This window comes from Pseudomonas sp. S07E 245 (assembly GCF_019599025.1).
Classification (GTDB): Bacteria; Pseudomonadota; Gammaproteobacteria; order Pseudomonadales; family Pseudomonadaceae; genus Aquipseudomonas; species Aquipseudomonas shirazensis.
This window is the reverse complement of sequence record NZ_CP080625.1, coordinates 809,107-830,962: the sequence shown is the minus strand read 5'-3', so window position 1 is coordinate 830,962 and position 21,856 is coordinate 809,107. Positions and strand designations below refer to the sequence as shown.

The following is a 21,856-nucleotide window of genomic DNA, read 5'->3' as shown; positions in this document are numbered from 1 at the left end:
CCTGGGCTTAGCGATTCAAGCGCTGCAGTTCGCGCCGGACCATTGCAGCCAAGGGCGCGGGCGTAATCTCATACAACTGGCCGGCAACCCAACTCAGCCAGGCGCTGCCCATCACTGCGCGCTGGGCCAGCAGCCGCTCGGCATGCGCCTGCGCCTGTGATTCGAACTGGCGGTGAAACTCCGCCCGTCCCTGGGCAGACAAGCTATCGTCACTCACTCACTGGCCTTGAATGTGGTCAGCTCGCCCTTGCGCCACTTGGCGACCTTGCCGGTCACAGCCTTGAGCAGCTTGCCCAGGCCTTCCTGCACTTGTTGCTGGGCGGCAAAGACCAACATCACGCCCTGGCCGTTACGAAACACGATGCCCTCACCTTCCGCCACCTTGACGAAGGCATAGTCGCCGCCGTAGATATTCAGCTTGATCTCGCGAAAACGCAGCTCCAGCTTGCCACCTTCGCGACTGGGCAGAACTGCGGCGCGGAAGTGATCGCCTACCTTCAGCTCAAGCCGCTGTTTGTCATCCACCACCAATGAGCTGTCGGTGTCGATTTCGGCCATGTACAAACCGTCGGGGCTTTGCTCGGTGACATAAACGAAACGCCCGTGAAACAACTGGGCCAACTTGCCACGCAAGTCGCCCAATGCAAATAACGCATGGGTATCAAGAGTACTGACTGCCAATCTCAAATCCTCAAACAGGGTTACAAGCGCCACACCCGAATTGATCGGCGGCGCAGCCATTTCAGATCGCTGCTGAAAGACTAATGAAATAGAGCACGAGCGGCCCGTACATAACGACTACGCAGCAGGCAGGATTTTTAACCCCCGCTGTGCCAGCCAGATCCGCACACCACATTTCGGCAATTTTCCCACAACGCAGGCGTAAATGCTGACTTCAACACTGCCGGTAGACATGCAATAGATAGCGACAGGTCCCAGGCCTGACGGCCCAAGGCAACCCTCTGCGCGTTACACGGGAGAAATATGCACGAAAATACTGAAATCCGTCGAGGCCCAAGCGACATTTATTGCCTGACCAGCGCTGCAGACCGACCCAGATTTCGGGTCGTGGCTGCCGGCATCGCCTTTTTTCACGTAACCGACAGCGCTACCGGCCGGGTAAGAGGTTTTCGGCGCCGGCACAGCGATGCGTGTGAACTGGCGCGCTTTCTGGAGAGCTGAAAAGGCTTTCAGGCTGCCTGTGTTCGGCCGAGCTGGGCCTGCCAGGCAGCTCGACATTCCAGCGCCTCACGGCGACTGGCAAACGCGGTACCACGACGTTCGCCATTCACCAGCACGACCCAGCAGACCCGCAGGCCACGCGCCTGCAATGCTGCCGGCACACCGGAGCCGATCATCACTGCGACATCGATCTGGCTATTCATCATCCCCTCCGGAATTTAATTAGCAACCTAACGATGTAGCCATAATACGCATCAACCGAAACTACAAACAGCGCGGCCCTGGTACATCTGTATTGCATCAGCGGCAATAAACTCCGCTCAGTTCAGATCAGGCTCGGGCTTGTAGCCCAGACGCAGGCCGCCCCAGTGTCTACCGTTGATGAACAGCGGCACCGACAGGTCATGCATGAGTTCACCGGTATCGCGGCTGTAGGTTTGCAACAGCAACCGCTGCTGATGGTTGCCACAGCGGATACCGGTGCGGTCGTCGAACTTGCGCTTGCTGCGGTTGTGCGCGGTGTCATGCAGCGGGTCGCCGGTCAAGGGCAGGTTGAACGCCGCGTTGTGCGTCGGTACATAGCCCTCGCCAGTGCAGGCAATCGCGTAGACCAGCCCCTCATGCTGGGCCAGCAGCGGCTCCTGCAATTGCGGCAGCACCGCATCAGTGTACTGGTCAAAGCGGGTGGTGAAGCGCGGCGGCTGCATGCTCGGGATGGGTTGGTAGCGCCGGTCGAACAGCGCTTCTTCGCTAATCAGACCTTGCTCGATATCCTGCTCAAAGCGGGCAGCGATACTCCGCGCGCCCTGCTCGGCAAGCGCAAAAATGCGCTGGTGATAGTCATCCAGGCCAACTTCGGCCAGCCGCTCGCTAAGCGCCTCCGCTTGTCGTTCCATATGCACCGCTGCCTGGGCAAGACTGCGCGTTTGCCCATCGCTGAGCTCCAGATCAGTGCGCACCTGCCCAACCGCCTGGAACAGGTTATCCAGTTGTTGCTGGTTGATCTGGGTGCCCTCGGCGATCTCGTCAACCTGCAGCTCCACAGAGGCCGCCAGCTTGGCGATCAAGGTCAATTGCTCGCCTGTTTGCTCGACCTGAACCAGGTCAGCACTCAAATCCCCGGCCAGACTACGAATCTGCTCGACCACCTCAGCGGTGCGGGCCTGAATATCGGCGACCATCGCACCCACTTCGCCGGTAGCGGCTGCGGTTCGCCCGGCCAGGCCGCGCACTTCATCGGCAACCACTGCAAAACCACGCCCGTGCTCGCCTGCCCTGGCCGCCTCGATCGCCGCGTTGAGCGCGAGCAGGTTGGTCTGGCTGGCGATGGCCTGGATCACCAAGGTGACCCGAGCGATATCTTCGCTGCGCTGGTGCAGGGCTTCGATCAACTCGCGGCTGGCCGTGGCCCGGGCGCTTAACTGGTGCATGCGCTGGATCGACTCGGCCAGTACCTGCTGCCCTGCCGCGCTGCTGGAATGTGCTGAACGGGCCGCCTGCAACGCCTGCTGGCTGAGCTGAGAGGTGGCTTTCTCGGTACCGATCATGATCTGTGCACTGTCAACGATCTGATCGGCGGCGCCCAGCTGTGACTGCAACCGAGTGGCCAACTGTTGTACCGAAAAAGCCATGGAGGCGGCAGACAAGGCGTTACGGCTGGTGCTGCGCGCCAGGGTTTGGGTCAGCTCATTGTGCGCCGGTGAAGACGGCGCGACGTTTCCTGGCTGGGCTGCCTTGCGGCGCCAGCCCGGTAACCAGAGCACCAACAATGCCAGCGGCAGGGCCAGATAGAACGCCAACTGAGCAAACGCCATGGCGGCCAGCACGGCAGCCAGCGCTGCCCCCTGCAACACGGCAATTCCTGGCAGGACCGGGCGTTTTGCGGGTTGCGGCATGTCACAGGTGGGCACAGATCCGTCACGCATCATGTTGAGGGTCCATCCGCTAGGGCATTATTGCCCCCCATTAAACGCCACTATAACGCCACTATCTATACTTCCTTCGGCTTAACGAGCACAGACTTGATGCAGAGCAACCATCAAGGCGCCCCGCAACCATAGTAGCGCCGAACAAATGCAAAAAGCCCCAGGGATCGCTCCGTGGGGCCATGCATGCTGCGATCGATCAGATCTGGCGCTGGTGGCGACCGATCTGTTCGTGGCGCTCTTGCGCTTCGATGCAGTACTTGGTGGTCGGGCTGATCAGCAGACGCTGCAGGCCAATCGCCTCGCCGCTGTCTTCGCACCAGCCAAAATCACCGTCGCCAATACGACCGAGGGCCATCTCCAGCTGCGGCAGCAGGCGCTGATCGCGCTCGATACCGTTGACTAGCCAGTGACGCTCTTCCTCGACCGACGCCACGTCGGCAGGATCCGAAGGGGTATCCAGGCTCTCGATGGTGATGCGGCTCTGTTCGATGCGCTCGTGGGTTTCTACCTTCATCGCTTGCAGCAGCTGGGTGAAGAACTCCAGCTGAGCAGCGTTCATGTAGTCATCGGCCGACATGGCCAGCAACTGTTCCTTGGTCATCGATTTCTCTATGAAAAAATGTGCATTGGGCGATTCGGGTGTCGCTCAGGCCAGTGCCTGCGCAACAGAATTCTTCAAGCGCCAACCGGCACTCTTTTACAGGGGGCGGCAGTCTAAGGCGCCAAGGCGCAACGGGCAACAGGGATTACCGGGCAATTGTCTGAAATGATGTACAAGGTGCACTAGTATCCCCTGCTCCAGCCACAGTCACTGTGCCAGCAATTGGCTGAGCACAGCGCGCAGCTTGCCTGGCTTGACCGGTTTGTTCAGCAGCGGTGCCTTCAGCCGCTGCATGGCCCTCCGGCTCTGCTCGCTGCGATCAGCCGTAATCATCACCGCCGGAATCGTGCAGGCAAAGTGCGCCCTGAGGTCGCGAACAACATGGCAACCCGTCAGGCCTTGATCAAGGTGAAAATCCGCCAGCACCAGTTCCGGTGGCCGCCCCTGCAGGACTTGCAGCGATTCATGCAGATCCCCTGCGGTCAACACCTCGCAGCCCCACTGGCCGAGCAGTGCCGCCATGCTCTGGCGGATACTCAGCTCGTTGTCCAGCACCAGCAGGCGCCGCCCAGGCAAAGGGTCGCCGACACTAGCCTGCGTAATCGGCAGGCTCGCTGGCGCCGGCTCCTGACTGGAGATAGGCACCTCGATGCTGAACACCGAACCGCGGTCCGGCCAGGAACGTACGCCGATCTTGCACTCAAGGATACGTGCGATCCGCTCGACGATTGCCAGCCCCAGCCCGACACCTTTGCGGTCGGCAGCCCGGCCGACATCCAGCTGGTTGAATTCGAGAAAGATTGACTGCAAGCGCTCGGCGGCGATGCCACGGCCGCTGTCCCAGACTTCGATGCTCAGCTTGTCACCGCGCCGCCGCCAGCCCAGCAGCACCCGCCCCTGCTCGGTGTAACGGCAGGCATTGCTGAGAAAGTTGCGCAGTATCCGCGTCAGCAGGCGCAAATCGGTGCGTATCACCGGCGGACCACCACGCACCCGCAGCGACAGCCCGGCAGCCTCGGCAACCGGCTGAAACTCCGACTCCAGCGGTAACAGCAGATCATCAAGTCGATAACAGTCGAAATCGGGCTGGATGGTCGCGTGATCCAGGCGGGAGATATCCAGCAGGTCGCTGAGCAAGTCTTCAGCGCCTTCCAGTGCCTGGTGCGCACGCTCGACCAGCAGGCCTTCGGCTGCAGCCAGGTCGCGTTCGCGCAAGGTCGAAATCAACAACCTGGCGGCATTCAACGGCTGCAGCAAATCGTGGCTGGCCGCAGCAAGATACTTGTCCTTGCTCAGGTTGGCAGCCTGCGCGGCGTCGCGCGCCTCGATCAGCTCATTGGTGCGCTCGGCAACCCGCTGTTCAAGCTGGTCATTGAGCTGCTGCAGGCGTGCCTGAGCCTGCTTGCGCTCGGTGATATCCGCCACGAAACCTTCGACCACGCCGGGTTCGTCCGGACGCGACAGCAGGTTCATGAGTACATCGACGCTGCTGCCATCACGGCGGCGCAGGCGGGTCTCATAGGCCAGCAAAGCGCGCTCGCGCTGGAGGGTGGCGACGATCTCGGCCAACTCATCGGTGCCCCGATCGAACAGCAAGCTGGCCAGATCGCTGCGCGAGAACAGCAACGCCTGCGCGTGGTCGTAGCCGAGCATGCGCGCCAGCGCCGGATTGGCTGCGCGCATGCCGTCTTCCAGGCTGGCCTGAAAGATGCCGTGCACGGCGTGCTCGAACAGCCAGGTGTAGCGATTGCGCTCCGCCTCGAGCTCTTCCAGGCGCACCGCCAGCTCAGGGTAGTGGCTCTTGCGCACCGTGTGGTTGGACAACCCCAATAATCCGGCCAGGGCATCGGCGCCTGGCTCAGAGGGCCTCGCCATAGACCACCTCGACATCTCGCAGGCTCGAGCTGCGCGGGTTGGTCAGAATGCACGGATCGCCCATCGCATGGCGCGACAGGAACGGGATATCGCTGCTGCCGACGCCATGCAGGCCAAGGGTTTCGTGAAACCCCACCGCATGCTTCAACGCGATCAGGTGATCGACCAGACGCTTGCGCACCTGTTCATGATTGAGCCCACGACAATCAATCCCCAGCGTCTGCGCAATCATTTTGAAGCGCTCTGGCGCCGCACTGTAATTGAACGCCACCACATGCTCGACCAGCACCGCATTGCATAACCCATGGGGCAGGTCGAGAAACCCGCCAAGGCTGTGCGACATGGCGTGCACGGCGCCAAGAATGGCATTGGAAAACGCCAGCCCCGCCTGCATGCTGCCGAGCATGACCTTTTCGCGCAGGACAATATCGTTGGGGCTGGCGATCATCTGTACCAGATTGCCGTTGATCAGGCGCATCGCCTCCAGCGCATGTGGGTCGGTCAGCGGGCCATGGCCGGTCGACACGAACGCCTCGATGGCATGCACCAAGGCGTCAATGCCGGTGCAGGCGGATAAAAACGGGTCCATGCTCAGGGTTGTTTCCGGATCGATCAACGACACGTCTGGCACCACAGCCTTGCTGACGATGGAAAACTTCATCCGTTGCTGCTGGTTGGAAATGATCACGAACTGCGACACATCCGCTGAGGTGCCTGCTGTTGTAGGGATCAAAATAAGCGGCGGGCTCGGCACGCGAATGGTGTCGACCCCTTCGAATTCGAGGATATGCCGGCCATGGGCGACGACGATGCCGATGCCCTTGGCGCAGTCCATAGGGCTGCCGCCACCGACGGCGACGATCACGTCGCACTGTTCGCTGCGGTAGCGCTCGGCGCCGGCCATGACTTCTTCAACGCGAGGATTGGGCGAGACATCGGTAAGCAGGCAGTAGTCGATACCCTGCCCCTGAAGACTGGCCTCGACGTCGGCGACCCAGCCGGCAGCCAGCACGCCGGGGTCACTGACCAGCAGTACCTTGCGCGCGCCGAAGGTCCGCGCATAGTTGGCAACGTGATGCCTGCAGCCGGCACCAAAAATGATTTCCGGGGAAACGAACTTGCGCAACTGGCTCGGATTCGCGCTCATGCAACGCCTATTGTTCTTTTTGAAGGTGAAGCTCAGCCTAAAGCATCCTGAAGGGTTTGCAATCGGATCGGCGCGCCCTCGCAGCGGCCTGCTATCGCGGAAAGGGCCGCGTAGCGGCCCCAGAAGATTCAGCGGTTGGCGAAATACATCGTGACTTCAAAACCAATACGCAGATCAGTGAACGCGGGCTTTTTCCACATGGGTTCATCCTCTTCTGGCACCACAGGATTGCGGTGCGTCTATTGATACACCGTTTCCGGTGTAATGCCATTGCTACTTTAGAACCGGTTGTTACCGCAGGCTCAGAAGAACCCGAGCGGGTTGATGTCGTAGCTGACCAGCAGGTTCTTGGTCTGCTGATAGTGGTCGAGCATCATCTTGTGCGTTTCGCGGCCCACGCCAGACTTCTTGTAGCCACCGAACGCCGCATGCGCTGGATACAGGTGGTAGCAGTTGGTCCAGACTCGCCCAGCCTTGATCCCGCGGCCCATGCGATAGGCGCGGTTGATATCACGCGTCCAGACCCCGGCGCCCAGGCCGAACTCGGTATCGTTGGCAATTGCCAGAGCCTCGGCCTCATCCTTGAAGGTGGTCACGCTGACTACCGGGCCGAAGATTTCCTCCTGGAACACGCGCATGCCGTTGTGGCCCTTGAGCAGGGTCGGCTGCAGGTAGTAACCGCCAGCGAGCTCACCTTCAAGCCGCTCGACCTGACCGCCGGTGAGCAGCTCGGCGCCTTCCTGCTCGGCAACTTCGAGGTAGGTAAGAATCCGGTCAAACTGTTGCTGCGAAGCCTGCGCGCCGACCATGGTCTCGGTGTCGAGCGGGTTGCCACGCTTGATCTTGCGGATCTTCTCCAGCACTACCTGCATGAACTGCGGATAGATCGATTCCTGCACCAGCGCCCGCGATGGGCAGGTGCACACTTCGCCCTGGTTGAAGAACGCCAGCACCAGCCCTTCGGCGGCTTTTTCGATAAAGGCCGGTTCGGCCTGGAGAATATCTTCGAAGAAGATGTTCGGCGACTTGCCACCCAGTTCCACAGTGGACGGAATGATGTTCTCGGCAGCGCACTTCATGATGTGCGAGCCCACCGGGGTGGAACCGGTAAAGGCGATCTTGGCGATGCGTTTGCTGGTGGCCAGCGCCTCGCCCGCTTCGCGGCCATAGCCGTGGACGATATTGAGCACACCGGCGGGCAGCAGATCGCCTACCAGCTCTGCAAGCAGAGTGATCGATTGAGGCGTCTGCTCGGCAGGCTTGAGGATTACGCAGTTACCGGCAGCCAGCGCCGGTGCGAGTTTCCAGGCGGCCATCAGCAGCGGGAAGTTCCACGGAATGATCTGCCCGACCACCCCCAACGGCTCATGCAGGTGGTAGGCCACGGTGTTCTGGTTGATCTCGGCCGCGCCGCCTTCCTGAGCTCGGATGCACCCGGCGAAGTAGCGGAAATGGTCGGCGGCCAACGGCACATCGGCGTTGAGCGTTTCGCGGATTGGCTTGCCGTTGTCCCAGCTCTCGGTGATCGCCAGCTGTTCGAGGTGCGCTTCGATGCGGTCGGCGATCTTCAGCAGAATCAACGCACGGTCCTGTACCGACGTATGCCCCCAAGACTCGGCTACTGCGTGCGCTGCATCCAGTGCAGCGTCGATGTCCTCGGCGCCTGAGCGCGGGAATTCGGCAATCGGCTGGCCATTGACTGGCGAGGTGTTGGTGAAGTACTCGCCCTTGATCGGCGGCACGAACTGACCGTTGATGTAGTTGCCGTAGCGCAGCTTGAACTGCACCAGGGCTCCGGCGGTGCCGGGAGCGGCGTAAATCATGAAAGCCTCGACTGTCCATGGCCCGTCGGCGCGACAGGCAATGAGCCGATACTAGGCAGTGCGAAGGCCTGCTTGAATGATGCGAAGGGCCAAACGCTGTGCTTCCTTGGTCGCAGGTCGGCGGCGGATCCTTGGTACTGAGTGGGAGCGGTTGCAGGCATGCGCCGTGCCTGCGACCGCGCGCCGTTTTCAGGCGTCCTTGAACTGCGCCTCGCGCTTGCCGATAAACGCGGCCATGCCTTCTTTCTGGTCGTGAGTCGCAAAGGCTGCATGGAACACCCGACGCTCGAAGCGCACACCTTCGCTGAGGGTGACTTCAAAGGCACGGTTGACGCTCTCCTTGACCATCATGCTGATCGGGATCGACTTGGCGGCGATGCTTGCCGCCACCTTCAAGGCTTCTTCAAGCAACTCGGCCTGAGGGATGACGCGTGCCACCAGCCCTGCGCGTTCAGCTTCCTCGGCGCCCATCAAGCGACCGCTCAGACACAGTTCCATGGCTTTGGCCTTGCCCACGGCGCGGGTCAGGCGTTGGGTGCCACCCATGCCCGGCAACACGCCGAGGTTGACTTCTGGCTGACCGAACTTGGCGTTGTCGGCGGCGAGAATGAAGTCGCACATCATCGCCAGCTCACAGCCACCGCCCAGGGCAAAACCAGACACCGCGGCGATGATCGGCTTGCGCCGGTTGGCGATCCGATCGGACTCGCTGAACAGATCGTCAAGGTAGATCTGCGGGTAGCTGAGCTCGGCCATTTCCTTGATGTCGGCACCCGCAGCAAAGGCCTTGGCTGAACCGGTGAGGACCACGCAGCCGATCTGTGGGTCTTGCTCCAACTGGTCCAGCGCCTGGTTGATCTCGGCGATGATCTGCGCGTTAAGGGCGTTCAGCGCCTGCGGCCGGTTAAGGGTGATCAGGCCGACCTTGCCGTGGATGTCCAGCAGTATGGTTTCGAATGCCATGCAGGTTGCTCCTTCAAAGGTTGCGCGCAATGACCATGCGCTGAATGTCGCTGGTGCCTTCGTAAATCTGGCAGACACGCACGTCGCGGTAGATCCGCTCCAGCGGGAAGTCGCTCAGATAGCCATAACCGCCGAGCGTCTGCAAGGCATCCGAGCAGACCTTTTCGGCCATTTCGGAGGCGAACAGCTTGGCCATCGAAGCCTCCTGCAACGCCGGCCGGCCGGCGTCGCGCAACGCTGCGGCGTGCAGCACCATCTGCCGGGCGACGGCGACGCGGGTGGCCATGTCGGCCAGGCGAAACGCCACGGCCTGGTGCTCGATTAGTGGCTTGCCGAAGCTTTGCCGCTCGCGGGCGTAGTCACGCGCTACCTCGAAAGCCGCGCGAGCCATGCCGACCGCTTGCGAGGCAATACCGATGCGCCCGCCTTCGAGGTTGGCCAGGGCAATCTTGTAGCCCTGACCCTCCTCGCCCAGACGATTGGCCAGCGGTATGCGCACATCGTCGAAGACGATCTGGCAAGTGTCGGAGGCATGCTGACCGAGCTTTTCCTCGACCCGAGTAACCTGGTATCCAGGCGCATCGGTAGGCACGATGAACGCACTGATACCACGCTTGCCGGCAGCCGGGTCGGTGACAGCAAACACGATCACCACCCCGGCATTTTGGCCGGAGGTAATGAACTGCTTGCTGCCGTTGAGTACATAGTGGTCGCCATCCAGCCGTGCTCTGGTTTTCAGGCTACTGGCGTCAGAGCCGGCCTGCGGTTCGGTCAGGGCAAAAGCGCCCAGCATGGCGCCGCTGGCCAGCGGTTGCAAAAACTGCTGCTTCTGTTGCTCGCTGCCGAACTTCAGGATTGGCACGCAGCCCACCGAGTTGTGCACGCTCATGATCGTCGAGCAGGCGCCATCGCCGGCGGCGATTTCTTCCAGCGCCATGGCGTAGGCGACGTAGCCGGTATCGCTGCCGCCCCATTGCTCGGGCACCAGCATGCCGAACAGACCAAGCTCGGCCATCTCGGCAATCGCCTCACGGGGGAAGCGGTGCTCCTTGTCCCACTGTTCGGCAAACGGTTTGAGCCGCTCCTGGGCGAAATCTCGTACCGCATCGGCAATTTGTTGTTGCTCGTCAGTTACCAGCATGGTTCACCTCAGTACAGACATTCAACGGCCATCGCAGTCGCTTCGCCACCGCCAATGCAGATCGCAGCCACACCACGGCGCAGGTTGTTCTGGCGCAGAGCCGATAGCAGGGTCACCAGAATCCGCGCGCCAGAGGCACCGATCGGGTGGCCGAGCGCGCAGGCGCCGCCGTGGACATTGACCTTGTCATGGGGCAGATCGAGTTGCTGCATGGCTGCCAGAGTGACCACGGCGAAGGCCTCGTTGATCTCGAACAGATCCACTTCGGCCAAGCTCCAGCCGGTGCGTTTGAGCAACTTGTCGATGGCACCGATGGGGGCAGTGGGGAACAGTGCCGGTGCATCGGCGAACGCTGCATGGCCGTGGATTACCGCCAGCGGGGTGAGGCCGCGTTGCTCTGCCTGCGAGCGACGCATCAGCACCAGTGCCGCCGCGCCATCGGAGATCGAGCTTGAGTTGGCTGCGGTCACGCTGCCGCCCTCGCGAAATGCCGGGCGCAACTGCGGGATCTTGTCCAGACGCGCCTTGGGCGGCTGTTCGTCGTCGCTGATCAGCCGCGTCTGCTTGCCTTCGGTCACTTCAACGGCAACGATTTCAGCAGCGAAACGGCCCTCTTTGATCGCTGTTTGCGCGCGGGTCAGCGAGGCGATGGCGAAGGCATCCTGGGCCTCGCGGCTAAAGCCACCGGCCTGGGCACAGTCTTCGGCGAAGGTGCCCATCAGGCGGCCTTTGTCGTAGGCATCTTCGAGGCCGTCGAGGAACATGTGGTCGAGCATCCGACCATGGCCCATGCGGTAGCCACTGCGGGCCTTGTCCAGCAGGTACGGTGCATTGCTCATGCTTTCCATGCCGCCAGCCACCACCACATCGGCGCTGCCGGCCAGCAGCAGATCGTGGGCCATGATGGTGGCCTGCATCCCTGAGCCACACATCTTGTTCAGCGTGGTGCAGGTGGTACTTTTATCCAGCCCTGCACCCAAGGCAGCCTGACGCGCCGGGGCCTGACCCAGGCCGGCTGGCAGTACGCAACCAAACAACAACTGGTCGACACTGGCCGGCTCGACACCGGCTCGCTCGACGGCGGCACGAATTGCCGCGGCGCCCAGTTGCGGTGCAGTCAGGCTCTTCAGATCGCCCTGCAAGCCGCCCATGGGCGTGCGCACGGCACTCACAATGACAATTGGATCGTTGGCGAGGGTCATCTGTGCTTCTCCTTAGCGGGCAGCCATGCGCAGGGCGCCGTCGAGGCGGATCACCTCACCGTTGAGCATGCTGTTTTCAATGATGTGCAGGGCCAACGCGGCGTACTCTTGGGGGCGACCGAGGCGCGGTGGGAACGGCACGCCGGCGGCCAGCGAGTCGCGCACCTCCTGAGTCATGCCGGCCATCATCGGCGTTTCAAAGATGCCTGGGGCAATGGTCATCACGCGGATACCAAAACGTGCAAGTTCGCGTGCTGCCGGCAGCGTCAGGCTGGCAACCGCCCCCTTGGATGCGGCGTAGGCGGCCTGGCCGATTTGCCCATCATAGGCAGCCACCGACGCGGTATTGATGATCACACCGCGCTCGCCATCTGCATCCGCCGCGGTATCGGCAATAGCCGCAGCGGCCAGGCGCAGCATATTGAAGCTGCCGAGCAGATTGACGTTGATGACCTTGGCAAAACTCGCCAGGCCATGCGGCCCTTGCTTGCCGAGGATTTTTTCAGCGCCGACGATACCGGCGCAGTTGATCAGCCCGTGCAGGCTGCCAAAGGCAGCGACTGCCGCAGCGACTGCAGCCTGGGCGGCCTGCTCATCACAGATATCAGCAACCGTGAAGCGGGCATTGTCGCCGAGCTCACTGGCCTTGGCCGAAACCGCCTCGGCATTGAGGTCGACCAGCATTACTCGAGCGCCAGCCTGGACCAGCGACTGCGCGGTGGCAGCGCCGAGCCCGGAGGCTGCACCGGTAACAATGAAATTTTTGCCTTGTACATGCATGGGTAGGTTCCTTGCTGGTTCGACCGCAAGAAGCCCGGTATGGACCGGGCAGGCAATGCGCATCGTCGGACTGCTTGGTTATTGTTGATGTGCGGTCCGACGATGTTCGCGCCGCTATGCCCAGCCGGCAATGGCCAAAAGCGTCAACTCGGTTGACTGGTCTGAACGGTCACTCCTGAGCCGGCGAGGTACTGCTCAGGCGCGTCGCGTCCTGCTCCAGCGCTTCACGGGTCAGTTCAAGGCTCAAGGCCTGCAGTGCAGCTTCACGGGCATCAAGCAAATCCTGCCAGCGCTGGGTGTAGTCCTGGCTGGTCAGTTGCTCACGCTCCTGATCCAGTTGCTCGCCTTGCGCTGCATATTCGGCGATGAGCGCATCGAACGTGGTTTCATGGCGCTCCCGCAGGTAGGCTTGCCAGAAGTCCCGCTGACTCAGGCTGAGGGCAAGCGCTTCCTGGGTTTGTGCCGCACGCACTACGCTCAAGGCAGCGGCGAGCTGATCCGGACCGACCGCAGCTGTCCTGGCGTACTGCATGCTGCGCGGTTGCAGGGGCAGATCCAGATCGGCAGCCAGTTCAACGCGGTAGTAAAGCAGCACCTCAATCTCGTCCACACCGCGCTGCGATCTGATTCGCTCGGCAATGTCGGCACGAGCAAAACGATCCAACCGCTCCAGGCGAAACAATCGCCGATTCAGATCGATCAGGCGGCTGCCACGCTCATGCAACGCCCCATCGCGATTTGCCTGACCAATCAGAATCTGCAATTGCACATCGCTGAAACGCTCGGCTATACCGTCGGCGCAGGTCTGACTGTCCTGCATGTTGGCGAAGATTGTTTCGCGCAGCTGCGCGTCGCCCTCCAACGCAGCCACTACCGTCCAGACCTGTTCTGCGAGGTACTGATGATGGTTTGCGAAGTCGGACGTCGATCGCAGTTGTTCCAGCAGCTCGAACAAACGTGAGCTGTCTGGCATGGCGGCCAGGGTGTTCCACTGGGCCAGGCGCGCCGCGCGATCCTCTGCTGCCACGCTCGAGATCCAGGCGGCGCTGCCGCTGCTCTGCGGCTCAGCCAACTCCTGCTCGGGCTCGGCAATCGCATGCCGGCGCTGATAATCCTGAACGCTGTATAAACGCACGACCTCTTCGCTTGGGATGGGGTTGCGGTCAAGCAGAAAAGCACGCCGGTAGGACAACGGCATCATCATGATATCGTCGGGCAATGCCAGCACTTGATTGTCGCGCAGGTCGACATGTTCAAGGGAACCACACACCCCCAGCCCGAACGGCCACACGCCAAGCCGGCAATGACGCAGCCGCAGTTCGCGCAAATGGGAGATATGATTGAAGTGCAACTGCAGGAAACCGATGGGGTTGTAGCTGAGGTCCAAGTGGGCAAGGCGCGGGAGGCTGCTGATTACGGTCAGGTCGTCGGCTGTCAGACGAATGCGGTTGTGGGCAAGACGCAGCACTTCCAGATCGACCAGATAAGCCAACCCGCGTGGCAGACTCAGCAACTGATTACTGTTGAAACCAAGGCTACGCAGCCGCGGAAACGCCCGTAGAAAATTCACCGGCACAGTGTCGACCTGTAGATCGGTCATTATCAGCTCGGCAACATGACTGAACTCTACAGTCGACGGAAACACCGGCAGCGTGCGGATAGGGAAGCCGCTCAAATCCAGACGCATGTTCGCTTGGGCATCGTCGCGCACCTCCATGGCGTCACCCTCCAGCCGCCAGGCCCGGCGCAGGCTGTCGCCAAATTGCCCACGCAGACGACTTCTTGACTCGTCAAGTTCGGCGCTTTGCCACTGGTTGAGACTGGAATCGAGTGCCGCATAGGCCTCCTCCTGTTGCAGCAGCAGCATCATCGGCGACACGGGTGACTGCAGCAGCCTCTGCAGGTACTCGGAGATTTCAGCATCCGTGAATCCTGGATGCAGCGCCCGCACGCGTGCCCGCAGGACCTGAGAGGGGGATTGCAGCAGCCCCTGGCCACGGCCGCTCAGCAGGTGGCCGACACGCCCATCTGCCAGGCGTCGCCCGGGGTTGAACCACGGCGCCTGGGCCGGCCAGCCAAGCAGGCCGCGCAGGGCGCTGTTACTGGCGGGCAAGTGTGAAGTCGCCGCAGCGCGCAGGCGCTCGGTGGGTTGTGCCTGCGGATCGGGCAAGCGCTCAAGCTGTGCGGCCGAGAGCAATGCGCTTATCGCTTCGAAGAAGCCTGCAGGTTCACTGACTTCTTCTTCACGTTCCAGCCCTTGGCTGTCATAAAGACGCACCCGGCCATTGCGCACCACCAGCACTGTCCTGGCTGCCGGTTCGCCTTGTGGGTCAAGGATCGCCAGCAGGCGGCCATTCTCGCTTCCCTCGCGCAGTTCCAGATTGACCGCAACTGGCCAGTTAGGTGTGCGCCGCAGCAGGGCGATGGCCAGCTCCCCACTGTAGCTGACCACCCCATTGGCCAGATACAACCCCTCTACGGCCCGGTTGATCCGCGCCAGAGCGAGCAAGGCGCGGGCCCGCGTGGCGATCTGCAACGGCAGCCGGTCCTCACGAATCGCGATTTCCCGTTGCGTCTGGCTGGCGTCTTGCACAGCAGTGAGTGCATAGGCGCCGGGCAGACCCGGAAAATCCCGCCGTACCCTATCGAGCAAGCCGTCGTTGGTGGGCAGCTCGACCCTGCTGAGGTGCTCGAACAGGCGTTGACGCAGTGTTGCCTGCTGGCTGAGCAAGGCCTCGCGCATGGCGTCGGCGTCGAGCCCCACCAAGCCGGGCTGGGCCAAACACCAGGCCTGGACCTGCGCATCGCTTTTGACCCTGGTGGCTCCCTCCAGGCTGGCAAAGAAGCGCTGGGTGCGAGCATCCGCATCGAAGCGGCGCAGGGTTTCACGCAGGTTTACCGGCAAGGGTCGATTGGCCACCAGCAAGCCACGCAGCTCATCCTGGTCGACTCTGGCAACCTGCATGATCCGCGCTGCCTGGACGCCATCCACAGGCGGATCCAGCGGCCACAACCGCTCAAGCATGAGGGCGTTGTCGTCCCACTCGAGCGGACGCTCCAGACGCAACCGCCAGCCACGTTCGCCGTTGAACTCGACCACCGGGCCATATGCGCCCTCACGCTGTGGATGACGCAGGCGCCACGGCCCCTCGGGGGTCGCTCGGTGCACCTCGTAGTAATGCCCCTCGTGCCTCATCCAGCGGCGTTCTGCGTTGCCATACAGGCCGTCGGCCTGGAGTCCGCTGTCATCCGGCTGCGTTCGGTACTTGGTCAAATCCGCACACCACAAGCGCATATCTCCGTTGCCAAGACGCACCGGCTCCAGCGCGCCAACATAAGCGCTGCGAGTAAACCCGCGTGCCACCACGGCGGCCCCGCCAGCAATCGCCGCAGTTACCGCCAGGCTTTCGGCCACGCCCAGCATGTGATCCAGCGCTTCATGCTGGTGGCCATGCAGCCAGTCGACCGCCCCCTCATAGACTTCGGACAAGGTTTGCACCACCAACAGTCCCAATAGTAATGCGCCAACTCCCGGAATGAACAATCCTGCCAGGTTGACCAGCCCCAGACCTGCCGCTTGCCAGCTCTGCAGACGCTGCGCGCGCGCCGCGCGGTCTGCTTCTGCAGTGGGTACCAACAGCAGCCGCGCGTCCTCGTGCACGCGCTGCACCTGCAGATCGACCAGTTCGATGAACACATTGCGCTGGGGAGTGATGCGCTGCAACGTCAGGTCAGGCACCGAGTCGTCGAGCCGCTTGGCAAGCGTGGTGAGAAATGCAGGTCGCTCGCTGAGCGAAATCAGCTGACTGAGCCGCTGTCGATCGGCCGGCGCGCGCAACTGACGGACCAGTTCCCTGGCCAGTGCGTGCCAGTCCTCGAAGCGCTGTAGAGCGCGCCCCGGATCACTGGGAAGATAGAGCACGAGGCCCTGATCCTCACCCAAGCTATCGCGCATCTGGATGACCACGGCATCGCTTGTGGTGCAACCAAGAATGCTCAACAACCCTGGGAAACCGCGCAACCCCTGCTGATTGGCATCGTAATGGCCGCGGGCAACCTCCTCCAGGGCGATCTGCTCAGCAGCGCTGACATCGCCCTTCAGCGCAGCGATTTCCGCTGCCAACGCCAACCCTGCGCGCTTGTCCGCCACCAACATGTCGCAGGTCGAAGCACTGAACACCTTGGCTAACTGGCGCTGATACTGAGCGCCCACATCCAACGTGCGACAGGCCGCTGCCAGTGACACTGGATCACCCGAAAGCACTGCTTCACTGCCCACAGCAGCCAGGCCGCTGCCCTGCAGCAGGCTGTCTTCGGTAAGGAAGTTCTGCATCAAACGCAAAAGACCCGGTGCACGAACCACATCAGGGACATAGAATGGCCAGAGCGCGCCTGGTACACGGCCGAATTTACGGCGGACCTCCAGCCATTGCAGCTCCTCCAGCTTGGTCCCGGCAGGCAGCCTGTCGGCCAATAAAGCGCTGAACTGGTCTTGCGCGAAAGCGTGCAACGGAATCAAGTCCAGGGTTGCCGCGCGCAATCGCTGCTGGCTTTGCCGATACCGGTTGAAACGGTCACGTAACCGATTGATCTGGCCGGCAGAGGCCTGCTTGAGCCATACCGGGAGGATGTCACCAATAAACTCATCGGTGGCATTGGCCATGCGCAGTTCAGCGACGTCAGCTGGGGTGGGCGGTGTCAGGGGCATGGTTGGCGATCCTTGAATAAGAGGGCCTCCAAGGTGACGCCAGCTATGCTGTGTAGGCAGCGGGAAGCGTTATCGGGCTCACGCTTCATGCCTTTTCAATGCGCCCAGGTCAAGACCCGTCAACTTCGCGTGCCTCCAGTACCTCATCCAGATGAGTCTGGTAGCCTTTGCCTACATCTACCTGACGGCAAACCTCGACGATACGTGCGTGGTCTCTGCTCACAACCTGCACGCCTGACCCAGTGGCCTGCACGGCCGGATAGACCAGAGCAGTGCCCTCGTAAGAAGCCCGCCTCAGCCAGTCCGCAAGGATAGTCCCGATGAACTGATCAGTCGCTTGTTCGATTTTTGCAGGGAGGATGGCATGCGGCCTGGGACTGGATCCTGAAGTCGGAATCCAGCAACCATGGGGCGTGGCGCCTCGAAATTGCAGGGGAAATCAGGGACTGGAGTGGCGGCCTAGGATCAGCGTCCGGTAATGTCCCGGATTGCAGCCAAACCATTTGCGAAACGCTTTATAAAAAGAGCTGGAATCAGCAAAGCCCAAGCGTTCGGCGACTTCATCCAGCGCGACGCCCGGATCGGTCAGCCAGGCTGTTGCCAGCTCGCGCCGCGCACTGTCCTTCAAGCCTTGGTATGTCTGTCCTTCTTCCGCCAGACGCCGACGCAAGGTCGAAGCGGACAGATGCAGTTGCCGCGCCAGGCTGTCGGCATCCAGCCAGTCAGCTGGCGGCAGCCGCAACAGGTCACTGCGGATGCGCCGCGCCAGGCTGTCCGGATCGCGATACCTGACCAGAATATTGCCGGGCGCTTCACCAAGAAAACGTTGCAGGTCATCCGCGCTGCGCTTGACCGGCCATTGCAGGCACTCACTGGAAATCACCATACGTGTGCGCGGTCGGTCGAAGTGCAGGCTCTGCGAGAACATGACGCGGTAGTCGTCGCAGAACGGCGGTTCGCTGCAGCGCAAATCTATGGCCAGGATCGGGATACGGCGCCCGGCCAGCCAGCACGCTACGCCATGCACTATCATCCACAAGGTGAAATAGGTAAAAGCGCGACGAGGCGCCTGCAGCGGCTCCTGGATCACGATCTCCGCCAACCCGTGCTCGCCAGCCAATGCCGGCCGCAAGTCTTCAAGCATCAGTGCAAGAAAATCCAGAACGGTGTGCAGGCCCGCTCCGACAGTGGGCTGCAACATGCTCGCTCGGCAGACAAAAGCGAGACTGCCACGGCGCAGCCCACGCGCATCCATCGCGAAAAACTCATCATTGCAACGACGTGCCAACAGCCGCCACAGACGTGCATAGGCCTGAGCAGGCACCCGCGCCTCGGCTTGCCCCAATTGCTTGGCATCGATGCCCGCGCGCGCCAGCAACGCATGGTCGGCGATCTTGTCTGTGCTTGTCTGCAGCAACGCTTCGCGCACCAGCTGCATGGAAATAGTGTCTTTCTCGCTCATTGTCTGTCCGTAACAGGCTGCTGGCGTCTTAGACCGGCAGTAGAAAAAACCGTCGATTGCCACTCTGAGCTGTAACTGACTGACCCTGCCGGTCTCTCAGGGGGCAACGGCAAGTTCGATAAAGGCCTGGATCAAGCGCAACTCACGACGCCGCTCGAGGCAACCCAGCATGTGTTGATTAAGCAACCCGTCGCCGGCCAGCGGCCGAGCCACCACCCGCGGATCATGCGCGACTTCCATCGACGAGACGATGCCAATACCCAGTTGCGCCGCAACTGCCTCGGTTACCGCCTCGCGGCTGTCCAGCTCAAGCAGCACCCGCGGCTGCAGCCCCGCCTGAGCGCAGGCGCGGTCAAACGTGCGGCGGGTAATTGAAGTAGGCTCGCGCAACACCATGATCTGTTTGTCCAGAGCCTCCAGCGGCAGCGCCTGAGCAGCTGCAGTTGCCGCCCATCGGTGCGCAACCGGCAGCAATGCGCATAGTTGCGACTGGCCAAGGCTACGCAGATAGAGCCCCTTGCGCGGCTCAACTTCGGTAAGCACTGCGACATCGGCATGTTCGCTAAGTAGTGCCGCCAACGTTTCCTGAGCGTTGCCCAAGCGCAGGTTGACGGTGATACCGGGATAACGAGCGCGTAACTGGGCAAGCATTGGCATGACCCGGTGCGGCCCATCGGCGGCCACCTCCAGGCGCCCGGTCAACAACTGGCGGTTGGCCTCAAGCATAGTCTGCGCCTCTTCGGCCAGGCCGAACATCGCGCGGGTAATGGCCGCCAGCCGCGTGCCTTCTTCAGTCAGTTCCACCCGTCGGGCGGTACGCCGCAGCAAGGTGATCTGGTAGTGCTCCTCCAGCGCCTTGACGTGCCCGGTCACCGCCGGCTGGCTGATGAACAGACGTGCTGCGGCGCGGGTAAAGCTGCCTTCACGGGCAACAGCATCAAACGCACGTAACTGGAACAGGTTCATAGCTATCGGCCTGACTTATGGCTGGCATAACAACAAACAATTTGATTGATAGCACGCCCAATTGCAACCTTGATCTCGCAGTCTCAGCCCACCGCTTGCGAGGATTCACGCAATGAGCAATGCCCCGATTCTGCTGACCCCAGGCCCCCTCACTACCTCTCTGCGCACCCGCCAAGCGATGCTGGTGGACTGGGGTTCCTGGGACCGTGATTTCAACCAACTTACCGCCAGCGTCTGCGAACAGTTGTTAGCCATTCTCGATGCCAGCGCCAGCCATCACTGCGTACCGTTGCAAGGCAGCGGCACCTTCGCCGTAGAAGCGGCCATCGGCACACTGGTACCGCGCGACGGCAAGGTGCTGGTGCTGATCAACGGCGCCTACGGTCAGCGCCTGGCCAAAATCTGCAAAGTGCTTGGCCGTCGTTACAGCACCTTCGAAACCGCCGAGGACCAGCCCACTACCGCCGCCGATGTCGAACGGCTGCTGGCAGCAGATGCCGAACTTACCCACGTGGCGCTGATCCACTGCGAGACCAGCACCGGCATCCTCAACCCGCTCAAAGCCATCGCCGATGTAGTGCATAGCCATGGCAAACACCTGATCATCGATGCGATGAGCTCGTTTGGCGCATTGCCGATCGACGCTCGAGAAGTGCCGTTCGAAGCGCTGATCGCCGCTTCCGGCAAATGCCTTGAGGGCGTCCCCGGGATGGGCTTCGTGTTCGCGGAAAAAACCGCCTTGGCAGCCGCCGAGGGTAACTGCCAATCGCTGGCCATGGACCTGTACGACCAGCATGCCTACATGGCCAAGACCGGCCAGTGGCGTTTTACCCCGCCTACCCACGTGGTCGCCGCCCTGCACGAGGCACTCAAGCAATACACCGAAGAAGGCGGCCTGCAGGCCAGACACCAGCGCTACGCCGACAACTGCCGGACGTTGCTCGACGGTATGGCGGCGATCGGCCTGCGCAGCTTCCTCCCGGCTGCCATTCAGGCGCCGATCATCGTCACCTTCCATGCACCGGATGATCCACGCTACCGATTTCAGGACTTCTACGAACGGGTCAAGGCCAAAGGCTTCATCCTCTACCCGGGCAAGCTGACCCAGGTCGAAACCTTCCGCGTTGGCTGCATCGGTGCCGTCGGTGCGCAGGGCATGCAGGCAGCAGTCGATGCCGTGGCCCAGGTGCTGCGGGAAATGCAGGTGCACACCAGCAGTCAACTCTTGAGCGAGGCTCTGTGACATGAACTACACCAACCCAACCCGCCTGCAAGCCGCCATTCTTGACTGGGCGGGCACCGTGGTCGACTTCGGCTCGTTCGCGCCCACGCAGATCTTTGTTGAGGCGTTCGCCGAGTTCGACGTCGAAGTGTCCATTGAAGAGGCCCGCGGGCCGATGGGCATGGGCAAGTGGGACCATATCCGCACCTTGTGCGATCAGCCGGCAATTGCCGAACGCTACCGCAAGGTATTTGGCCGCACGCCAAGCGATGACGACGTGACCGCCATTTATCAACGCTTCATGCCACTGCAAATCGACAAGATCGCCGTGCACTCGGCATTGATCCCCGGCGCACTGCAAACGCTGACTGGGCTACGTGCAGATGGCCTGAAGATTGGCTCGTGCTCGGGTTACCCCAAGGTAGTCATGGACAAGGTGGTCGAGTTGGCCAAGTGCAACGGCTATGTTGCCGACCATGTGGTAGCGACCGATGAAACGCCCAATGGCCGCCCTTGGCCGGCGCAGGCGCTGGCCAATGTGATTGCCTTGGGCATCGATGACGTCGGTGCTTGCGTCAAGGTTGATGACACCGTGCCAGGTATCCTCGAAGGCCGCCGCGCCGGTATGTGGACAGTGGCGCTGGTCTGCTCAGGGAATGCCTTGGGGCTGACCTGGGAGGAGTACCAGGCGCTGGATGCGGGCACACTCGCGCGTGAACGGCAGCGGATTCACGCACTGTTTGAAAGCGCGCGACCGCACTACCTGGTCGACACCATCAACGACCTCCCCGAGGTCGTTGCCGATATCAACCAGCGCCTGGCCAAAGGCGAAATGCCCCAGTCCGCGTAGGAGCGG

General features: G+C 61.8%; 18 protein-coding genes. 2 read left to right on the top strand and 16 right to left on the bottom strand.

Annotated elements, in window-relative coordinates:
* Positions 1–7 precede the first annotated feature (7 nt).
* From K3F44_RS03785 to K3F44_RS03710, 16 genes are all read right to left on the bottom strand, one after another.
* Entirely contained in the window at positions 8–217 is a 210-nt protein-coding gene (locus K3F44_RS03785; protein WP_101318310.1) for a hypothetical protein, read from the bottom strand.
* Positions 214–681, bottom strand: coding sequence for a hypothetical protein (locus K3F44_RS03780; protein WP_150569657.1), 468 nt, complete (start codon positions 679–681; stop codon positions 214–216). Before K3F44_RS03780 ends, K3F44_RS03785 begins: the two co-directional genes overlap by 4 nt.
* 509 nt (positions 682–1,190) lie before the next feature.
* The gene (locus K3F44_RS03775) at positions 1,191–1,385 is read right to left on the bottom strand and encodes a hypothetical protein (RefSeq protein WP_150569658.1); all 195 of its coding nucleotides are present in this window, start codon (positions 1,383–1,385) and stop codon (positions 1,191–1,193) included.
* A gap of 117 nt (positions 1,386–1,502) precedes the next feature.
* The gene (locus K3F44_RS03770) at positions 1,503–2,729 is read right to left on the bottom strand and encodes a methyl-accepting chemotaxis protein (RefSeq protein ID WP_409077665.1); all 1,227 of its coding nucleotides are present in this window, start codon (positions 2,727–2,729) and stop codon (positions 1,503–1,505) included.
* Positions 2,730–3,306: 577 nt separating this feature from the next.
* Positions 3,307–3,711, bottom strand: coding sequence for a TraR/DksA family transcriptional regulator (locus tag K3F44_RS03765; protein ID WP_101318304.1), 405 nt, complete (start codon positions 3,709–3,711; stop codon positions 3,307–3,309).
* 207 nt (positions 3,712–3,918) lie between these two features.
* Positions 3,919–5,586, bottom strand: coding sequence for a NahK/ErcS family hybrid sensor histidine kinase/response regulator (locus tag K3F44_RS03760; protein ID WP_103436797.1), 1,668 nt, complete (start codon positions 5,584–5,586; stop codon positions 3,919–3,921).
* Positions 5,570–6,733, bottom strand: a complete 1,164-nt coding sequence (ercA, locus tag K3F44_RS03755) for an alcohol dehydrogenase-like regulatory protein ErcA (RefSeq protein WP_150569661.1) — start codon at positions 6,731–6,733, stop codon at positions 5,570–5,572. Before ercA ends, K3F44_RS03760 begins: the two co-directional genes overlap by 17 nt.
* A gap of 128 nt (positions 6,734–6,861) precedes the next feature.
* Positions 6,862–6,933, bottom strand: coding sequence for a pyrroloquinoline quinone precursor peptide PqqA (gene pqqA, locus K3F44_RS03750; protein ID WP_009394664.1), 72 nt, complete (start codon positions 6,931–6,933; stop codon positions 6,862–6,864).
* Between the two features lie 102 nt (positions 6,934–7,035).
* Positions 7,036–8,556 (bottom strand): aldehyde dehydrogenase family protein, encoded by a 1,521-nt coding sequence (locus K3F44_RS03745; RefSeq protein ID WP_150569662.1) that lies wholly within the window; start codon positions 8,554–8,556, stop codon positions 7,036–7,038.
* A 189-nt stretch (positions 8,557–8,745) separates the two neighbouring features.
* Positions 8,746–9,519 (bottom strand): enoyl-CoA hydratase, encoded by a 774-nt coding sequence (locus K3F44_RS03740; protein WP_101318296.1) that lies wholly within the window; start codon positions 9,517–9,519, stop codon positions 8,746–8,748.
* Between the two features lie 13 nt (positions 9,520–9,532).
* On the bottom strand, positions 9,533–10,660 hold the full coding sequence (locus K3F44_RS03735) for an acyl-CoA dehydrogenase (RefSeq protein ID WP_101318294.1): 1,128 nt from the start codon (positions 10,658–10,660) through the stop codon (positions 9,533–9,535).
* A gap of 8 nt (positions 10,661–10,668) precedes the next feature.
* Positions 10,669–11,862 (bottom strand): acetyl-CoA C-acyltransferase, encoded by a 1,194-nt coding sequence (locus K3F44_RS03730; protein ID WP_181108347.1) that lies wholly within the window; start codon positions 11,860–11,862, stop codon positions 10,669–10,671.
* A gap of 12 nt (positions 11,863–11,874) precedes the next feature.
* The gene (locus tag K3F44_RS03725) at positions 11,875–12,642 is read right to left on the bottom strand and encodes an SDR family NAD(P)-dependent oxidoreductase (protein ID WP_150569664.1); all 768 of its coding nucleotides are present in this window, start codon (positions 12,640–12,642) and stop codon (positions 11,875–11,877) included.
* Between the two features lie 169 nt (positions 12,643–12,811).
* The gene (locus K3F44_RS03720; protein WP_220633361.1) at positions 12,812–17,350 is read right to left on the bottom strand and encodes an NEL-type E3 ubiquitin ligase domain-containing protein; all 4,539 of its coding nucleotides are present in this window, start codon (positions 17,348–17,350) and stop codon (positions 12,812–12,814) included.
* A gap of 439 nt (positions 17,351–17,789) precedes the next feature.
* Entirely contained in the window at positions 17,790–18,812 is a 1,023-nt protein-coding gene (locus K3F44_RS03715; protein WP_150569666.1) for an AraC family transcriptional regulator, read from the bottom strand.
* A gap of 96 nt (positions 18,813–18,908) precedes the next feature.
* Positions 18,909–19,778 (bottom strand): LysR substrate-binding domain-containing protein, encoded by an 870-nt coding sequence (locus K3F44_RS03710; protein WP_188035682.1) that lies wholly within the window; start codon positions 19,776–19,778, stop codon positions 18,909–18,911.
* Between the two features lie 112 nt (positions 19,779–19,890).
* Here K3F44_RS03710 and K3F44_RS03705 point away from each other — a divergent pair, with 112 nt between their 5' ends.
* Complete coding sequence (locus K3F44_RS03705; RefSeq protein ID WP_150569668.1) at positions 19,891–21,021, top strand: 2-aminoethylphosphonate--pyruvate transaminase; 1,131 nt, start codon at positions 19,891–19,893, stop codon at positions 21,019–21,021.
* A 1-nt stretch (position 21,022) separates the two neighbouring features.
* Positions 21,023–21,850 (top strand): phosphonoacetaldehyde hydrolase, encoded by an 828-nt coding sequence (gene phnX / locus K3F44_RS03700; RefSeq protein ID WP_101318280.1) that lies wholly within the window; start codon positions 21,023–21,025, stop codon positions 21,848–21,850.
* The last annotated feature ends 6 nt before the right edge of the window (positions 21,851–21,856 follow it).